The following is a 14,441-nucleotide window of genomic DNA, read 5'->3' as shown; positions in this document are numbered from 1 at the left end:
CTTTATGCTCCCATGGAAAACAGAACCATAGTTGTCAAGTTGGGCACCAGCGTGCTCACAGGGGGGTCTTCCCAGCTCAATCGTGCCCATATGGTCGAGCTGGTCAGACAGTGTGCGGCCTTGCACCGTCACGGCCACCGGGTCGTGGTCGTCACATCAGGAGCTATCGCCGCCGGGCGTGAACATCTGGGCCACCCGCCACTGGCGCCAACCCTGCCCAACAAGCAGATGCTGGCGGCGGTTGGTCAGACCCAGCTGATTCGGGTATGGCAGGATCTGTTCAACCTCTACGGTCTGCATATCGGCCAGATGCTGCTGACCCGCGCCGATCTGGAAGATCGCGAACGCTATCTCAATGCCCGCGACACCATGCGCACCCTGCTCGATCACCGGATTATTCCGGTCATCAACGAAAACGATGCGGTGGCGACCGCCGAGATCAAGGTAGGTGACAACGACAACCTCTCCGCACGGGCCGCCATTCTGGCGGATGCCGATCTGCTGATCCTGCTAACCGACCAGAAGGGGCTGTTTACCGCCGATCCGCGCACCAATCCCGACGCCCAGCTTATTGAAGAGGTGCAGACCATCGACGATACCCTGCGCTCGCTGGCGGGTGACAGTGTCAGCGGCCTTGGCACCGGTGGCATGGCTACCAAGCTGCAGGCCGCCGATGTGGCGCGTCGTGCCGGCGTCAACGTGGTGATCGCGACCGGCCAGATGCCGGAGGTGATCGGCCGTCTCGCCAAGGGCGAGCGGATTGGCACCCTGTTCCCGGCGCTGGCGTCCCCGCTGGAAGGGCGCAAGAGCTGGATCCTGGCAGGCCCGCCCCCTCACGGCGAAGTACATGTGGATCAGGGGGCTGTCGCCGCTATGAAGGAGAAAGGCTCCAGCCTGCTGCCCAAGGGGATCGTCGCGGTCAAGGGCGATTTCATTCGGGGCGATGTGGTGCGCATTCTTGATCCCAAGGGCGCTGAGCTGGCCCGCGGCATCTGCCGTTACGACCATCTGGAGCTGGAGAAGCTGCGCGGCGTTCACTCGGATCAGATTGAGCAGGTACTGGGCTATGGATATGGTTCAGTAGCCATCCATCGAGACGATATGGTGCTGCTCTAATCAGGGCGGCACGGCATGAACAAAAGGGAACCGAGATGAGTCTGGAGAAAATGGGGCAGGCGGCCCGTGAAGCTGCCTATCAGCTGGCTACCATCAGCACGGCGCAGAAGAATCGGGCGCTGGCCGCCATTGCCGATGAGCTGGAGGCGCGCAGTGAACAGATCCTCGCTGCCAACGCGAAAGATATCGCCGCCGGCCGTGAAGCGGGCTTGTCAGAAGCCATGCTGGATCGCCTGCTGCTCAATCCGGTCCGGCTGGCCGGTATCGTGGCGGATGTGCGCAAGGTGATCACGCTGGATGATCCGGTCGGCGCCGAAATGGATAGCCGGGTGCTGGAAAATGGCCTGCGGCTCTCTCGTCGTCGGGTGCCCATCGGGGTTATCGGCGTCATCTACGAGGCGCGCCCCAATGTCACCATCGACATCGCCAGCCTCTGCCTCAAGACCGGCAACGCCAGCATATTGCGTGGTGGGCGCGAGACCTTCCACTCCAATTTGGAGCTGGTGCGGGTGATCCAGCATGCCTTGGCGGCCTCCGGTCTGCCCGAGGCGGCGGTGCAGTACATCGACAACCCGGATCGGGCGCTGGTTGGCGAGTTGCTGCGTCTCGACCGCTATGTGGACATGGTCATCCCCCGTGGCGGTGCCGGCCTGCACAAGATGTGCAAGGAGAACAGCTCCATCCCGGTCATCATCGGCGGGTTCGGTATCAGCCATATTTTCGTCGACGAGAGTGCCGATCTGGTGCGCTCTCTGGCGGTCATCGACAACGCCAAGGTGCAACGCCCCTCCGCCTGCAATGCCCTCGATACTCTGCTGGTACACGAGAAAGTCGCTTCGGCTTTCCTGCCGCAGCTGGTGACGCTGATGAACGAGCGCAAGGTGACGCTGGTGGCCGCGCCCAACGCCATGACGCTGCTGGCGGGTGCTGACAACCTGTGCGAGGCGGGGCCGGAGGATTTCGATACCGAGTGGCTCGGGCTGACCCTGGGGGTCAAGTTGGTGGCGGATGTGAACGAAGCGCTGGCCCATATGCGCGAGCATAACGCCGGCCACTCCGATGCCATCCTGACCAACGATCTGGCCAATGCCGAGCGTTTCGTCAATGGCGCCGGTTCGGCGGCTGTCTATGTCAACGCCTCCACCCGTTTCACCGATGGTGGCCAGTTTGGTTTGGGGGCGGAGGTAGCGGTGTCGACCCAGATGCTGCATGCCCGTGGCCCCATGGGGCTGACCGAGCTTACCAGCTACAAGTGGGTAGGGCAGGCCGATTACCTCAGTCGCGCCTGATAATCGGTTGTTTCAGATATAAAAATGCCGACCACTGGGTCGGCATTTTATTTGGCGGATATCGCAAAGATATCATGGGCTCGGGTTACTCCCCCTGATAGAGCACCTTGTCACCGGATTTGAGCACATAGCCCTTCCAGGGGAAGAGGGTGTAACCGCTGCCCTGCCACGACCAGTTGCCTTCCATGCCCTGACGGGCAAGCTGGTGCTGCTCGCCGGTGGGCAGGGTCAGCTCGGCCTTGCTCTGATCGGTGTTGAACAGCACGAACGCGCTGCTGGTCTGGTTGGCATCGGTCGGATTGAGCCGGATGCCCTGCTCGAACAGACGCACGCATTTTCCGGTCAGCGCTGACCACTGATAGCCCGCACTGCCGATACAGCCGTGGCTGTCGCGATCGCCGCCCACCAGATGTTGTTCCGGTGTACTGCATGCCGCCAGCAGCAGAGAGGCGGCCATCAGAGTCAAGGTGCGCATGGTTACTTCTGATCCTCTTCGAGGTTGTCCCGTTCGATGACGATGTTGGAGAATCCCAACTCTTTGAAGTAGTTCTCCTGATAATCCTTCACGCTCTTTTTGTCACGGCGACAAACCTGAGCCAGCTGGGCCTCCATGGCGTGAAAACTGGTGAGATCCAGCCCTTCGGCAGCGGCGATGGCGTCGTAGATACTGCGGAACTTGTCGTTCGCGTAGCCGATCTCTTTGGCCTGTTTTTTATAGGTGTAGGTAATCTTAAAGGCCATCTTGCCCTTCCTTACTTCGATTTGGCTTGCTTGCGCTGGACGTAGAGGTAGAGGCTTTCGACCTTCTCCCGAGCCCAGGGGGTCTTGCGCAAGAACTTCAGGCTGGACTTGATGCTGGGATTATCGGTGAAGCAGCGGATATTGATCTGCTGCCCCAGCTCTTCCCAGCCGTAGTATTCGACCAGCGCGGTGACGATGGCTTCCAGCGTCAGCCCGTGCAGCGGGTTGTTCTTCTGCGAGGCGTTCGGTTGCTCGCTCATGCCTGCTCCGCCAGCTTGGCAAAGGGCTGACCCATACGGGTGGTGACGCCATTGGCCAGATGGGGCTCGAAACCGGCCAGCATGCCCGGGCCAAACAGGCAGACCACGGTGCTGCCCAGCTTGAACAGGCCCATCTCGGCACCTTTTTGCAGGGTAATGGCCTCGTCGCCCCTGTAGTCCCAGCGCACCACCTTCTTCTCTTTGGTCGGCGCAATGTTGCCGGCCCAGATGGTCTCGATGCTGGCCACGATAGTGGCACCGACCAGCACCAGCGCCATGGGGCCGTGCGGAGTACGGAAGGTGGCGACCACCCGCTCGTTGCGGGCAAACAGGTTGGGCACGTTCTCGGCGGTGAGCGGGTTGACGGAGAAGAGATCCCCCGGCACGAACACCATGCTCTCCAGCACACCGTCCAGCGGCATGTGGATGCGGTGATAATCCTTGGGCGCCAGATAGATGGTGGCAAAGTCGCCATCCTTGAACGGCGCCACCAGATCCTCATAGCCGCCCAGTAGTTCGCGGGCGCTGTAGTCGTGGCCCTTGGCCTGAATGATGCGGCCCTGCTGGATCGGACCGAGCTGGCTGACGGTACCATCCACCGGCAGCGCCAGGGTCATGGCATCTTCTACCACGGGGCGGATACCGGGCTTGAGCTCACGGGTGAAGAACTCGTTGAAGCTCTTGTAGTGGGCCGGACTCTCGTGCAGCGCCTCGCTCATGTCGACCTTGTACTGCTTGATAAAGGCCTCGATCACTTTGGTGGTGATGTTGCCCGCTTCGGCGGCGGCAAACTTGCCGATCAGACGGGAGAGGGCGTGCTTGGGCAGACAGTATTGACCGGCAATTTTCAGGTTGTCAGTAATGCTCATGTTCATCATCAACGTAGGTTTATTAGGGTCACAGGCGCGCTTGCTGGCGACCGTGACGGGCTTCCTGCATGGTTTCCAGGATGCGGTGATAGTTGTGGAAGCGATCGGCGCTGATGTCGCCCGCGTCGACCGCGGCGCGCAGGGCACAGCCGGGATCGTCCTTGTGGGTACAGTCGCGGAACTTGCAGCCACCCAGATAGTCGCGGAATTCGACGAAGCACCAGGTGATGCGGTCGGCTTCCAGATGCCAGAGGGCGAACTCGCGGATCCCGGGGGAGTCGATGAGATCGCCACCGCTCGGGAAGTGGTAGAGCCGCGCCGTGGTGGTGGTGTGCTGGCCGAGCCCCGAGTTTTCGGAGATCTCGCCGGTCAATACATCCAGCCCCGGCATCAGGGCGTTGGTGAGCGACGACTTGCCCACCCCGGACTGGCCGACGAAGATGCTGATCTTGTCGGTCAGGGCTGCCTTGAGTTCATCCAGCCCTTCGCCGCTCTCGCAGCTCACCAGCAGCACCTCGTAATTGAGTTTGCGGTAGGTTTCGAGCTGGCTTTCGATGCGCGCTCTGGCGGCATCATCGAGCATATCGACCTTGTTCAGCACGATGAGGGGGCGGATCTCCACATCCTCGGCGGCCACCAGATAGCGGTCGACGATGTTGGTGGAGAACTCGGGCATCACCGCCGAGACGATGATGATCTGGTCGATGTTGGCGGCGATGGGTTTGACCCCGTCGTAGAAGTCCGGCCGGGTCAGTACCGAGTGGCGCGGATGCACCGCCTCGATGACGCCCGCTGTCGCGGCATTGAGGCCGGGACGCCACACCACCTTGTCGCCGCACACCAGACTGCTGATGCTGCTGCGCCGCAGGTTGCTGCGGTGGATGGTGCCATCGACCGCTTCCACGTCTGCGTGCTGACCAAAACGACTGATCACCACCCCTTCGATGGCGGGGCCAAACAGGGTGTCATCCACCACTGTGGTGTGATCTTTTTGCAGCCGCCGTTCGCGGTTGGCCTGGACGCGCCTTTGTTGACCCAGATTGAGTTTTGCTTTCTTTGCCACTCGATTCGCCAGTTTATGAACAGATCCAAAGCCAGTATGATACATGCAAATTGGCAAAATTCCGCCATTCCTCCCAATAGAGAGAGCAATCATGACAGTCAGCGCGCAGAACCTGGTATGGATCGACATGGAGATGACGGGTCTTGACCCCGAAGAGAACGTGGTACTGGAGATTGCCACCATAGTCACCGACAAGGATCTGAACGTACTGGCCGAAGGGCCGGTCATCGCCATTCATCAGAGTGATGAAGAGCTGGCCAAGATGGACGACTGGAACGTCAACACCCATACCAAGAGCGGTCTGGTGGCCCGGGTCAAGGCGAGCCAGCACGACGAGGCGAAAGCCATTGCCGAGACCCTCGAGTTCATTCGCCAGTGGGTGCCGGAGCGCACCAGCCCGCTGTGCGGCAACAGCATCGGTCAGGATCGCCGCTTCATGGTCAAGCACATGGCCGAGCTGGAAGCCTTCTTCCACTACCGCAATGTCGACGTCAGCACCATCAAGGAGCTGGTACGTCGCTGGCAGCCGGAACTGCTGGATCAGTTCAAGAAGAGCGGCACCCATCAGGCGCTGGACGACATCCGCGAATCCATCGCCGAGCTGCAGTTCTATCGCCGCCACGTCTTCAAGATCTGATTCCCAGGCAAGGGTTTGTCATACTCTGGCTGTTAAAATCGACAGTTCGGCCAGCTTTTGAGCGAACGCGCGCAACCAGACAAAAAAGCCCTTGCAATTGGAATGACTGCTCTTATAATTCGGCTCCCGTACAGTAGCGCAAGCAACCAAATGCTGTACGGCCTGTTTTAAGGTAGTTGCGGGAATAGCTCAGTTGGTAGAGCACGACCTTGCCAAGGTCGGGGTCGCGAGTTCGAGTCTCGTTTCCCGCTCCAAAAATCTGATGATGACACTGGTGCAAACCAGCCCGATGCGGGAATAGCTCAGTTGGTAGAGCACGACCTTGCCAAGGTCGGGGTCGCGAGTTCGAGTCTCGTTTCCCGCTCCAATCATCAGCCAGCCTAAAGACAACCAAATTGTTGCGGGAATAGCTCAGTTGGTAGAGCACGACCTTGCCAAGGTCGGGGTCGCGAGTTCGAGTCTCGTTTCCCGCTCCAAAAAATTTGTAAGTGATATTCCGATGCGGGAATAGCTCAGTTGGTAGAGCACGACCTTGCCAAGGTCGGGGTCGCGAGTTCGAGTCTCGTTTCCCGCTCCAATCACTTGCAGATGACATTCTGTTGCGGGAATAGCTCAGTTGGTAGAGCACGACCTTGCCAAGGTCGGGGTCGCGAGTTCGAGTCTCGTTTCCCGCTCCAAACATTTGTAAGTGACATTCCGTTGCGGGAATAGCTCAGTTGGTAGAGCACGACCTTGCCAAGGTCGGGGTCGCGAGTTCGAGTCTCGTTTCCCGCTCCAATCACTTGTAAATGACATTCTGTTGCGGGAATAGCTCAGTTGGTAGAGCACGACCTTGCCAAGGTCGGGGTCGCGAGTTCGAGTCTCGTTTCCCGCTCCAATCTCTCTTCAAATTCAGTATCTTTCCCCCCAAGCTCACGAATTCAGTTTCTCCATACAATCGCAGCCACATTCAGTTGGTAGAGCATGATCCGCGCTTGCCAAGGTCGGGGTCGCGAGTTCGAGTCTCGTTTCCCGCTCCAATCTCTCTTCGAAGTTTTCATAATCCCTTTGAATTGCCCTTCACATCGCGCTGCGATGCTTTGTCGTATCTGGCGTTTACTCAGCGCGTCTCTACCACCTCCTGCCAACAGGAAGGGGATGTGGGCTCATGGTGCGGATTGTACGAGGCAAGCGGTTGTGACAGGTGGTGGAAGGCGAGAATTGCGGGCAAAAAAGAGGAGGGGCCTTGGCTCCTCCTGCATGATTCACTGGCGCGGGCTTAGACCAGAGTAACGTTCTCAGCCTGAGGGCCTTTTTTGCCCTGGGTCACAGTGAACTGGACTTTTTGACCTTCAGCCAGGGTTTTGAAACCGGTGCTCTGGATGGAGGAGAAGTGAACGAATACGTCCGGACCCTGGGATTGTTCAATAAAGCCAAAACCCTTGGTTTCGTTGAACCATTTTACCTGGCCGGTGCGAATGTCAGACATGTGCTAAATCCTATCAATAACAAAATGAAACTAAGCCCGTGCTGGGCTGCATTTGCCTTGCAAGCAGGGGTTGGCTCATGACTGACCACGTCTCTTTGTCCCAGTAGCACGTAGAACAATCCCTGTCTAAAGCACAAACGATTGTACGTTAGCGCCGATCCTTGTCAATTTGACCCCTTTCGTTTTTTGAACAAGCTAAAAATATTGTGAAGTCAGTAGCTTATTTGAAGATATTTGGCTGAAAAAAAACGGGAGGCCAGCGCCTCCCGTGTTGTTATTCCTTGAGGGCGAACCCTTCGCCCTGCCGGTCGTAGCGGTAGACCGCCTGACCGTAGGAGCGGATCTCCACCCGCTGGATGCGTCGGGTGTCGTCCACCAGGATGAAGATAGAGCGGCCCGATTGCAGGCGGGTCAGGGGGCGATCCGGCCCCTCGATGGCGATCAGGCGGCTCAGCTCGGCACCCGGCAACTCGAATTTACGCCAGATGGAGTAGAGGGTCTCACCCGCCTGTACATCGTGTTGCAGCCAAGTACCGTTGACCTTCTCTTCGACCGGCTTGGCAGCCGCGGGCGCACTGCCTGCTGCGCCACTGCCGACAGTTAGAGCTTGAGCAGGCACGGCCAGCGGCACTTCCAGCGAGCCGGAAGGGGCGGCTTTGGGGGCGGATGGTGCCGGCTCCCAGGCCAGTACCAGCAACCAGAGCGGGATCAGGATCAGCAGACCTATGGTGTTTTTGCGGGGCAGCGGGCTGGACAGCTTGAATTTGCCTGCTTTGGCATCCTGGCGACGTTGGCCGAGGTTGCTCATCCCTTGGCCAAAACGTTGGCGCAGGGACAGGGTCGCGGCATTGATGCGATGGAGCAGGGATCCTTGTGATTCGTCTTGGCGACGCTGCTGGGCTCGTCTGTTATGGCCTCGTGGGCGACGGTCCGGGGTGGGCACGGCATTTACCTCTCACTACATTGCCTGCCATCAGGCAAATTCGCCGCCTATGGTAAACGGACTCGCCCCCGAGGGGGAGAGTCCTGATGCGGAAAATTATCAGCTGAGACGAAATTGACCCAATAATTGCTGCAATTTGTCGGCCGCCTGACGCAATGCCTGACTGGCTTTGGCCGTTTCGGTCGCATCCTGAGCAATGTCGTTGGCCAGTGCGTTGGTTTTTGACAGGTTGCCGGAGACGGTTTCTGAGACCGAGCTCTGCTCTTCGGCGGCGGAGGCGATCTGATAGGTCATGTCGTTGATGGTGGAGATGGCCTGGTAGATGCTGCCAAGCGCCTCTTCCGCCAGATCCGCCTCGCCCACCGCTTGATGGGTCAGCTGCTGGCTCTGGGTGATGGCGTTGACTGCATTGGTGGAGCTGAGGCGGATCTTCTCGATCAACTCCTGGGTGTTCTGTACCGCCTGCTGGGTATTGCCCGCCAGTTTGCGCACCTCGTCAGCGACTACCGCAAAGCCGCGGCCCTGTTCGCCAGCCCGGGCAGCCTCGATGGCGGCGTTGAGGGCCAGCAGGTTGGTCTGATCGGCAATCCCCTGAATGACGGTGAGGATGCTGGTGATTTGGGCGCTGTCGTGGGCCAGCCCTTCCACCACTTCTGCCCCTTTTCCGGCTTCTGCTGCGACCTTGTGCATCGACTGGATCACCTGCTGGAAGCGCTCCTTGCCCTGATCGGCTGCGCCTTGCGCCTGTTTGGCCGAGTCGGCGGTGTTGTTGGCGTGGGTGGCGACCTCCTGACTGACGTAGGACATCTCCTGTACCGCGGTCAGCATCTGCTCCATCTCCGCCTGATGGTGCTGCAGGTTGTTGTCGGTCTGACCGGCGATGCGATCGGTGTCACCGGCGTAGCGGTTCACCTCGCTGGCAGTCTTGAGCACATCCCCGAGCAGCCCTTGCAGCTTGTCGATAAAGCGGTTGATCCCCTTGGCGAGATCCCCCAGCTCATCCACCGAGCGGGTCGCTAGGCGCTTGGTGAGATCCCCTTCACCATCGGCGATATCATCCACCAAGCTGACCATCTGACGGATGGGGCCTGTGATGCTGCGGGCAATCACCAGCATGGTGGCCAGCGCCAGCACCAGTACGATAACGGCGCCCACCAATTGCTGGGTCATGGCTGCCTGGTTCATGTCGCTCAGCTGGCTTTCCAGTTGATCGGCGCCCGCCAGTACCACCTTGTAGGGCAGGGTGACGATGATGGCCCAGTTGCGGCTCATGCCCGGCACCATGATGGGGACGGAAATGCGGAATGACTCGTCCAGCTCCTGACGCTGAACTTCCGGTTTCAGGTACTGCTGCCACTGGCTGCCCAGCACCTTCTCGGCGCTGCTGCCAAGCAGGCTGGCATCGCCGCTGGTGCCGGTGATAACGCCGGCGGCGCTGACGATCAGGGTTTCCCCCTTGCCGTCATAGATGTTGCTGTTGAGGGACTGGGCCTGACGGCTGATGGAGTCCACCGCCAGATCGAGCGCTGCGATCCCCTTGAACTGACCATTCACCATGATGGGGGTGGTGATGGTGCTCACCAGCACCTGCTGACCATTGATATCCACCTTGAAGGGATCGATCAGGCAGGAGCGCCCTTCCCGTTTCGGGCAGGCGTAGTAGTCGTTGGCGGGATTGCCGAATTCGTCCGGGTCGGTTTTTTCGATGGAGAGCAGCAGATCGGTACCGATTTGATCCTTGTCGCGATAGAAGTAGGGCACGAAGCGCCCCTTGTCATCACTGCCCAGCGCACTCTGGCCAGCAAAGCTGGCATCCTGACCGTCGAAACCGTTGGGCTCGAAGCCGGCGAAGGCGCCATAGAGCTGGGGCTCCAACGCCAATTGTGCCTTGAGCAGGTCGGTGGCCTGCTGGCGATCTAGCGGTAGTTTGCCTTGCTGTTGCAGGGCGAGGGTGCTGGCCATCTGCTGGGTGTAGGAGAGCCCTTTTTGCAGCAGCTGGGTGATGGTGGCCGCCTCGGCGCGGGCATTGGCGCTGACCTTTTGCCATGCCTCCTGCTGCAGCGCTTCACGGCTGGAGCTGATGGTGAGTTGTTGGGTCTGTTGGCCGGAGTATTGGTTGAGCAGGATCAGGATGACCAGGGCTGCGGTCATGGCGATCCCGGCCATCACTAGAATGCGATTCTGGATAGAACGGAACTGCATCGTCTCTTCCTTGTTCGTGAGAAGTGTGGTGAGCGTTATTTGGGTATCGACCGGAGGAGGCAGCTCTCCAGCATTGTGCATAGCAAATCGGAAACGGGGCTTCTGTTTTGCGATCCTCTTCAAATATCGGGCTACAGATGCAAATGGCGACAGATTTAACTCCCTACTTTAGCCCGCAATGGCGTCATGGTTTTCCCATCCGTGATTGTCGGTGCTAAAATGCGACGGTTTTTTCTAACGAATTGGCCCAAGGCCCTCTACACAAGGCTTAAAGATGAAAGTCAAAACCCGTTTTGCTCCCAGCCCGACCGGCTTTTTGCATGTCGGCGGTGCCCGTACCGCACTCTATTCCTGGTTGTTTGCAAAGAACCAGGGCGGTGAGTTCGTGCTGCGTATTGAGGATACCGATCTGGAACGTTCCACTCAGGAGGCAATCGACGCCATCATTGAGGGCATGGAATGGCTGGAGCTGAACTGGGATGAGGGCCCCTACTACCAGACCAAGCGCTTCGATCGCTACAACGGTTTGATCGACGAGATGCTGGCCGATGGCCGCGCCTACAAGTGCTACTGCTCCAAAGAGCGTCTGGAAGCGCTGCGTGAAGGCCAGATGGCCAACGGCGAGAAGCCCCGCTATGACGGCAAGTGCCGCGACCACGCCCACGATCACCCGGCCGATGCGCCGCACGTGATTCGCTTCCGCAACCCGACCGAAGGTTCCGTGGTGTTCGATGACCACGTCCGTGGCCGCATCGAGTTTGCCAACACCGAGCTGGACGATCTGATTATCCGCCGTACCGACGGCGCGCCGACCTACAACTTCTGCGTAGTGGTCGATGACTGGGACATGGAGATCACCCATGTGGTGCGTGGTGAAGACCACATCAACAACACCCCGCGCCAGATCAACATCTACAAGGCGCTGAACGCGCCGGTGCCGGAATTTGCCCACGTCTCCATGATCTTGGGTGACGACGGCGCCAAGCTCTCCAAGCGCCACGGTGCTGTCTCCGTGATGCAGTACCGCGATGACGGCTACCTGCCGGAAGCGCTGCTGAACTATCTGGTACGTCTGGGCTGGTCCCACGGCGATCAGGAGATCTTCACCCTGGAAGAGATGATCAAGCTGTTCAGCCTGGATGCCATCTCCAAGTCTGCCTCAGCGTTTAACACCGACAAGCTGCTGTGGCTGAACAACCACTACATGCGCAGCCTGGAGCCGGCTTATGTTGCCAAGCATCTGGCATGGCACATGGAAAACCAGAAGATCGACACCAGCAATGGCCCGGCGCTGGCCGACGTGGTCACCCTGCTGGCCGAGCGCTGCAACACCCTGGTCGAGATGGCTGCCCAGAGCCGCTACCTGTTCGAAGAGTACGAAGCGATCGACGAAGCGGCTGCCAAGAAGCACCTGCGTGGCGTGGCTGCCGAGCCGCTGGCTCTGGCCAAAACCAAGCTGGCTGCATTGGATAGCTGGACTACCGAAGCGCTGCACGAGCTGATTGAAGCGACCGCTGCCGAGCTGGGTCAGGGCATGGGCAAGGTTGGTATGCCGCTGCGTGTGGCCGTCACCGGTCTGGGTCAGTCCCCTGCCATCGACGCAGTGATGGCGCTGGTGGGCAAAGAGCGTGTACTTGCTCGTATCGACCGCGCACTGGCGTATATCGAAGCCCGCATGGCTGCCGAGTAACTGCTGCCGATGTGGCCGGCGAGGGGATAACCCTGCTCTGCCACATGCTGAATAGCAAAAATCCGAAACCACTGGTTTCGGATTTTTTTATGGCCATCGCACAGGCCGAGAATAGTTTGGGATAAAAAAATGCCAGTCAGCTGACTGGCATTTTTGTTGGCGAAAGCCTGACTTAGTGACCGTCTACCCAGAAGAACTTGAGGACGAACAGCAGGGCTACCACCAGTACGCAGGGGTTGATTTCGCGCCAGCGACCGGTGCCCGCCTTCATCACGCAGTAGGAGATGAAGCCCACGGCGATCCCCTCGGTGATGGAGAAGCTGAACGGCATCATCACCGCAGTCATGAAGGCCGGTACCGCTTCGGTCAGATCTTCCCACTTCACCCGGGTCAGCTCGGAGCACATCAGCACGCCCACATAGATAAGGGCGCCAGCGGCGGCGTAGGCCGGCACCATGGCGGCGACCGGAGAGAAGAAGATCGCCAGCAGGAACAGGATGCCGACCACGATGGCGGTCAGACCGGTACGGCCGCCGACGGCAACGCCGGAGCTGCTCTCGATAAAGGCGGTGACCGAGGAGGTGCCCATGAAAGCGCCGCCGACCGAGCTCACGCTATCGACCAGCAGTGCCTGCTTCATGCGCGGGAAGTGGCCCTTGTCATCGGCCAGCTTGGCGCGGTTGGTGACGCCGATCAGGGTGCCGGAGGAGTCGAACAGGTTAACCAGCATAAAGGAGAAGATGATCCCGGCGAGGCTGATATCGAGCGAGCCCATCAGATCCAGCTGGCCGAACACCGGCTCGATGCTGGGGGGCATGGAGACAAAACCCTTGAAGGTAACATCGCCAAACAGCCAGCCCAGCGCCGTGGTGACCACGATGGCGATCAGCACGGCGGAATGAACGCCGCGGGCGGAGAAGATGCAGATCAGGAAGAAGCCGAGCAGACCCAGCAGGCAGGGCAGGGAGGTGAGGTTGCCCACGGTCACCATAGTCGCGGGGCTGGCCACGACGATCCCGGCGTTGTGCAGGCCGAGCAGGGCGATCAGCAGACCGATACCGGCGGTGATGCCGACCCGCAGGGTGAGCGGGATGTTGCCGATCAGCCAGTAGCGCACTCGCAGCAGGGTGAGGATCAACAGACCCATGGCGCCCCAGAAGATGGTACCCATACCCACTTGCCAGGAGTAGCCCATACCGGCCACGACCACGAAGGCGAAGAAGGCGTTGAGGCCCATGGCGGGTGCCAGCGCGATGGGCAGGTTGGCGAGCAGACCCATCAGGATGCTGCCGATACCGGCGATGAGGCAGGTGGTGACAAAGACTGCCTGGGTGTCCATGCCGGCCGCAGAGAGGATCTGCGGGTTGACGAACACGATATAGACCATGGTCAGGAAGGTAGTGATGCCGGCAATCAGCTCGGTGCGGGCGTTGGTGCCATGGCCCTTCAGGGCAAACAGACGCTCAAGCAATCCTTGCCCGGCAGCCTGTGTGGGGGCCTGTTGTGGTTGATTCATGTTGGATTCCAATAGGTGACGTGAAATAAGCAGCAGGCGAGCGGGCTCCCATTCATGCGGGAGTAATGGCCCTGTTTCTGGTGGAGAAGTAACCAGACTCGTCCTGATACCGTGACAGCGCGCACATTTTTACACAGGCGACGCCGTTTACAAACCCCGGATCTGCGAAGCGGATCAATGAATGGAGTAAAAGATCAAACGTTTGCTTTTTCGCCAACAAAAAAGGTCCTCGTAGGAGAACCTTTTGGGCGCAGAGAGGGCAGAGATCAGAGAGTTTTGAAGTAGCGCTCCACCAGCTGGGCCAGCACCGAATCGAGCTGATCCTGCACTTCCCCCAGCTCGCGGCCGAAGCGGCGCAGAAAGAGGCTGGCCTGCTCCTCGCTCAGCTTGAGATCGTTGAGAAAGAACTCCTGCTCCGGCAGCTTCTTGTCGTAACGGGGGATCAGCACCCAGCTCACCAGCTCCGGCTCGACCGCTTCGAAGATCTTGGCGGCGGCAACGCAGAAGGTTTCGATGTGTTCCTTGCCATCCGGCCCGAGACAGCCGGGTTCAACCCGGATCTGGATGGTCAGTTTTTTGGTCATTTCAGTACATCCATGCAATGTTATCCGTCTTGGATTGTAAGCCAAAAGGCAACAGAAAGGGGA

The 14,441-nt window shown here is 59.4% G+C and carries 14 protein-coding genes and 7 tRNA genes; 11 read left to right on the top strand and 10 right to left on the bottom strand.

Annotated features, from left to right (window positions below; all coding sequences use genetic code 11):
* The first annotated feature begins 12 nt into the window (after positions 1-12).
* Both proB and I6L41_RS12520 read left to right on the top strand, forming a co-directional pair.
* Entirely contained in the window at positions 13-1,116 is a 1,104-nt protein-coding gene (gene proB, locus I6L41_RS12525) for a glutamate 5-kinase (protein WP_005358365.1), read from the top strand.
* 35 nt (positions 1,117-1,151) lie between these two features.
* The gene (locus I6L41_RS12520) at positions 1,152-2,405 is read left to right on the top strand and encodes a glutamate-5-semialdehyde dehydrogenase (RefSeq protein WP_216959199.1); all 1,254 of its coding nucleotides are present in this window, start codon (positions 1,152-1,154) and stop codon (positions 2,403-2,405) included.
* A gap of 85 nt (positions 2,406-2,490) precedes the next feature.
* Here the strand turns inward: I6L41_RS12520 and I6L41_RS12515 are convergent, their stop codons facing one another.
* The 5 genes from I6L41_RS12515 to rsgA are packed head-to-tail and all read right to left on the bottom strand — an operon-like array spanning position 2,491 to position 5,338.
* Positions 2,491-2,880 carry a hypothetical protein gene (locus I6L41_RS12515; protein ID WP_139434872.1) on the bottom strand — a complete coding sequence of 130 codons (390 nt, stop codon included), beginning with the start codon at positions 2,878-2,880 and terminating at the stop codon, positions 2,491-2,493.
* A gap of 2 nt (positions 2,881-2,882) precedes the next feature.
* Complete coding sequence (locus tag I6L41_RS12510) at positions 2,883-3,146, bottom strand: DUF2960 domain-containing protein (protein WP_216959195.1); 264 nt, start codon at positions 3,144-3,146, stop codon at positions 2,883-2,885.
* 11 nt (positions 3,147-3,157) lie between these two features.
* Positions 3,158-3,406, bottom strand: a complete 249-nt coding sequence (locus tag I6L41_RS12505) for a VF530 family DNA-binding protein (RefSeq protein ID WP_204384100.1) — start codon at positions 3,404-3,406, stop codon at positions 3,158-3,160.
* Complete coding sequence (gene asd, locus I6L41_RS12500; RefSeq protein WP_216959192.1) at positions 3,403-4,275, bottom strand: archaetidylserine decarboxylase; 873 nt, start codon at positions 4,273-4,275, stop codon at positions 3,403-3,405. Before asd ends, I6L41_RS12505 begins: the two co-directional genes overlap by 4 nt.
* 28 nt (positions 4,276-4,303) lie before the next feature.
* On the bottom strand, positions 4,304-5,338 hold the full coding sequence (rsgA, locus tag I6L41_RS12495; protein WP_199251967.1) for a small ribosomal subunit biogenesis GTPase RsgA: 1,035 nt from the start codon (positions 5,336-5,338) through the stop codon (positions 4,304-4,306).
* Between the two features lie 91 nt (positions 5,339-5,429).
* Here rsgA and orn point away from each other — a divergent pair, with 91 nt between their 5' ends.
* The 8 genes from orn (at position 5,430) to I6L41_RS12455 (ending at position 6,852) form a co-directional block, all read left to right on the top strand.
* Positions 5,430-5,975: an oligoribonuclease gene (orn, locus tag I6L41_RS12490; RefSeq protein WP_216959190.1), complete on the top strand. Its 546-nt coding sequence runs from the start codon at positions 5,430-5,432 to the stop codon at positions 5,973-5,975.
* A 178-nt stretch (positions 5,976-6,153) separates the two neighbouring features.
* Positions 6,154-6,229 (top strand) — tRNA-Gly (locus I6L41_RS12485).
* Between the two features lie 37 nt (positions 6,230-6,266).
* Positions 6,267-6,342, top strand: a tRNA-Gly gene (locus tag I6L41_RS12480).
* A gap of 33 nt (positions 6,343-6,375) precedes the next feature.
* Positions 6,376-6,451 (top strand) — tRNA-Gly (locus I6L41_RS12475).
* Between the two features lie 25 nt (positions 6,452-6,476).
* A tRNA-Gly gene (locus I6L41_RS12470) sits at positions 6,477-6,552 on the top strand.
* Positions 6,553-6,576: 24 nt separating this feature from the next.
* A tRNA-Gly gene (locus I6L41_RS12465) sits at positions 6,577-6,652 on the top strand.
* 24 nt (positions 6,653-6,676) lie between these two features.
* Positions 6,677-6,752: transfer RNA gene (locus tag I6L41_RS12460), tRNA-Gly, on the top strand.
* Positions 6,753-6,776: 24 nt separating this feature from the next.
* Positions 6,777-6,852 (top strand) — tRNA-Gly (locus tag I6L41_RS12455).
* Positions 6,853-7,233: 381 nt separating this feature from the next.
* Here I6L41_RS12455 and I6L41_RS12450 read toward each other — a convergent pair.
* From I6L41_RS12450 to I6L41_RS12440, 3 genes are all read right to left on the bottom strand, one after another.
* Complete coding sequence (locus I6L41_RS12450; RefSeq protein ID WP_005338972.1) at positions 7,234-7,443, bottom strand: cold-shock protein; 210 nt, start codon at positions 7,441-7,443, stop codon at positions 7,234-7,236.
* Between the two features lie 274 nt (positions 7,444-7,717).
* On the bottom strand, positions 7,718-8,386 hold the full coding sequence (locus tag I6L41_RS12445) for a LysM-like peptidoglycan-binding domain-containing protein (protein ID WP_047436096.1): 669 nt from the start codon (positions 8,384-8,386) through the stop codon (positions 7,718-7,720).
* A gap of 99 nt (positions 8,387-8,485) precedes the next feature.
* Positions 8,486-10,588, bottom strand: coding sequence for a methyl-accepting chemotaxis protein (locus I6L41_RS12440; RefSeq protein ID WP_216959187.1), 2,103 nt, complete (start codon positions 10,586-10,588; stop codon positions 8,486-8,488).
* Between the two features lie 274 nt (positions 10,589-10,862).
* Between I6L41_RS12440 and gltX the strand changes: the two genes are divergently transcribed.
* On the top strand, positions 10,863-12,278 hold the full coding sequence (gene gltX, locus I6L41_RS12435) for a glutamate--tRNA ligase (protein WP_216959184.1): 1,416 nt from the start codon (positions 10,863-10,865) through the stop codon (positions 12,276-12,278).
* Between the two features lie 172 nt (positions 12,279-12,450).
* On the opposite strand, the gene I6L41_RS12430 is transcribed toward gltX, so the two are convergent.
* Positions 12,451-13,794 (bottom strand): NCS2 family permease, encoded by a 1,344-nt coding sequence (locus I6L41_RS12430; RefSeq protein ID WP_033114095.1) that lies wholly within the window; start codon positions 13,792-13,794, stop codon positions 12,451-12,453.
* 266 nt (positions 13,795-14,060) lie between these two features.
* Positions 14,061-14,378, bottom strand: a complete 318-nt coding sequence (locus I6L41_RS12425; protein ID WP_005349395.1) for a hypothetical protein — start codon at positions 14,376-14,378, stop codon at positions 14,061-14,063.
* Positions 14,379-14,441 lie beyond the last annotated feature (63 nt).

Source organism: Aeromonas sp. FDAARGOS 1411, from assembly GCF_019047125.1.
Lineage (GTDB): Bacteria > Pseudomonadota > Gammaproteobacteria > Enterobacterales > Aeromonadaceae > Aeromonas > Aeromonas veronii.
Note: the sequence above shows the minus strand (reverse complement) of the source record. Positions and strands in the feature narration are given on the sequence as shown.

Coding starts and splice junctions, on each gene's coding strand:
- proB (WP_005358365.1), top strand. CDS start 13: ATGGAAAACAGAACCATAGTTGTCAAGTTGGGCACCAGCGTGCTCACA.
- I6L41_RS12520 (WP_216959199.1), top strand. CDS start 1,152: ATGAGTCTGGAGAAAATGGGGCAGGCGGCCCGTGAAGCTGCCTATCAG.
- I6L41_RS12515 (WP_139434872.1), bottom strand. CDS start 2,880: ATGCGCACCTTGACTCTGATGGCCGCCTCTCTGCTGCTGGCGGCATGC.
- I6L41_RS12510 (WP_216959195.1), bottom strand. CDS start 3,146: ATGGCCTTTAAGATTACCTACACCTATAAAAAACAGGCCAAAGAGATC.
- I6L41_RS12505 (WP_204384100.1), bottom strand. CDS start 3,406: ATGAGCGAGCAACCGAACGCCTCGCAGAAGAACAACCCGCTGCACGGG.
- asd (WP_216959192.1), bottom strand. CDS start 4,275: ATGAGCATTACTGACAACCTGAAAATTGCCGGTCAATACTGTCTGCCC.
- orn (WP_216959190.1), top strand. CDS start 5,430: ATGACAGTCAGCGCGCAGAACCTGGTATGGATCGACATGGAGATGACG.
- I6L41_RS12450 (WP_005338972.1), bottom strand. CDS start 7,443: ATGTCTGACATTCGCACCGGCCAGGTAAAATGGTTCAACGAAACCAAG.
- I6L41_RS12440 (WP_216959187.1), bottom strand. CDS start 10,588: ATGCAGTTCCGTTCTATCCAGAATCGCATTCTAGTGATGGCCGGGATC.
- gltX (WP_216959184.1), top strand. CDS start 10,863: ATGAAAGTCAAAACCCGTTTTGCTCCCAGCCCGACCGGCTTTTTGCAT.
- I6L41_RS12430 (WP_033114095.1), bottom strand. CDS start 13,794: ATGAATCAACCACAACAGGCCCCCACACAGGCTGCCGGGCAAGGATTG.
- I6L41_RS12425 (WP_005349395.1), bottom strand. CDS start 14,378: ATGACCAAAAAACTGACCATCCAGATCCGGGTTGAACCCGGCTGTCTC.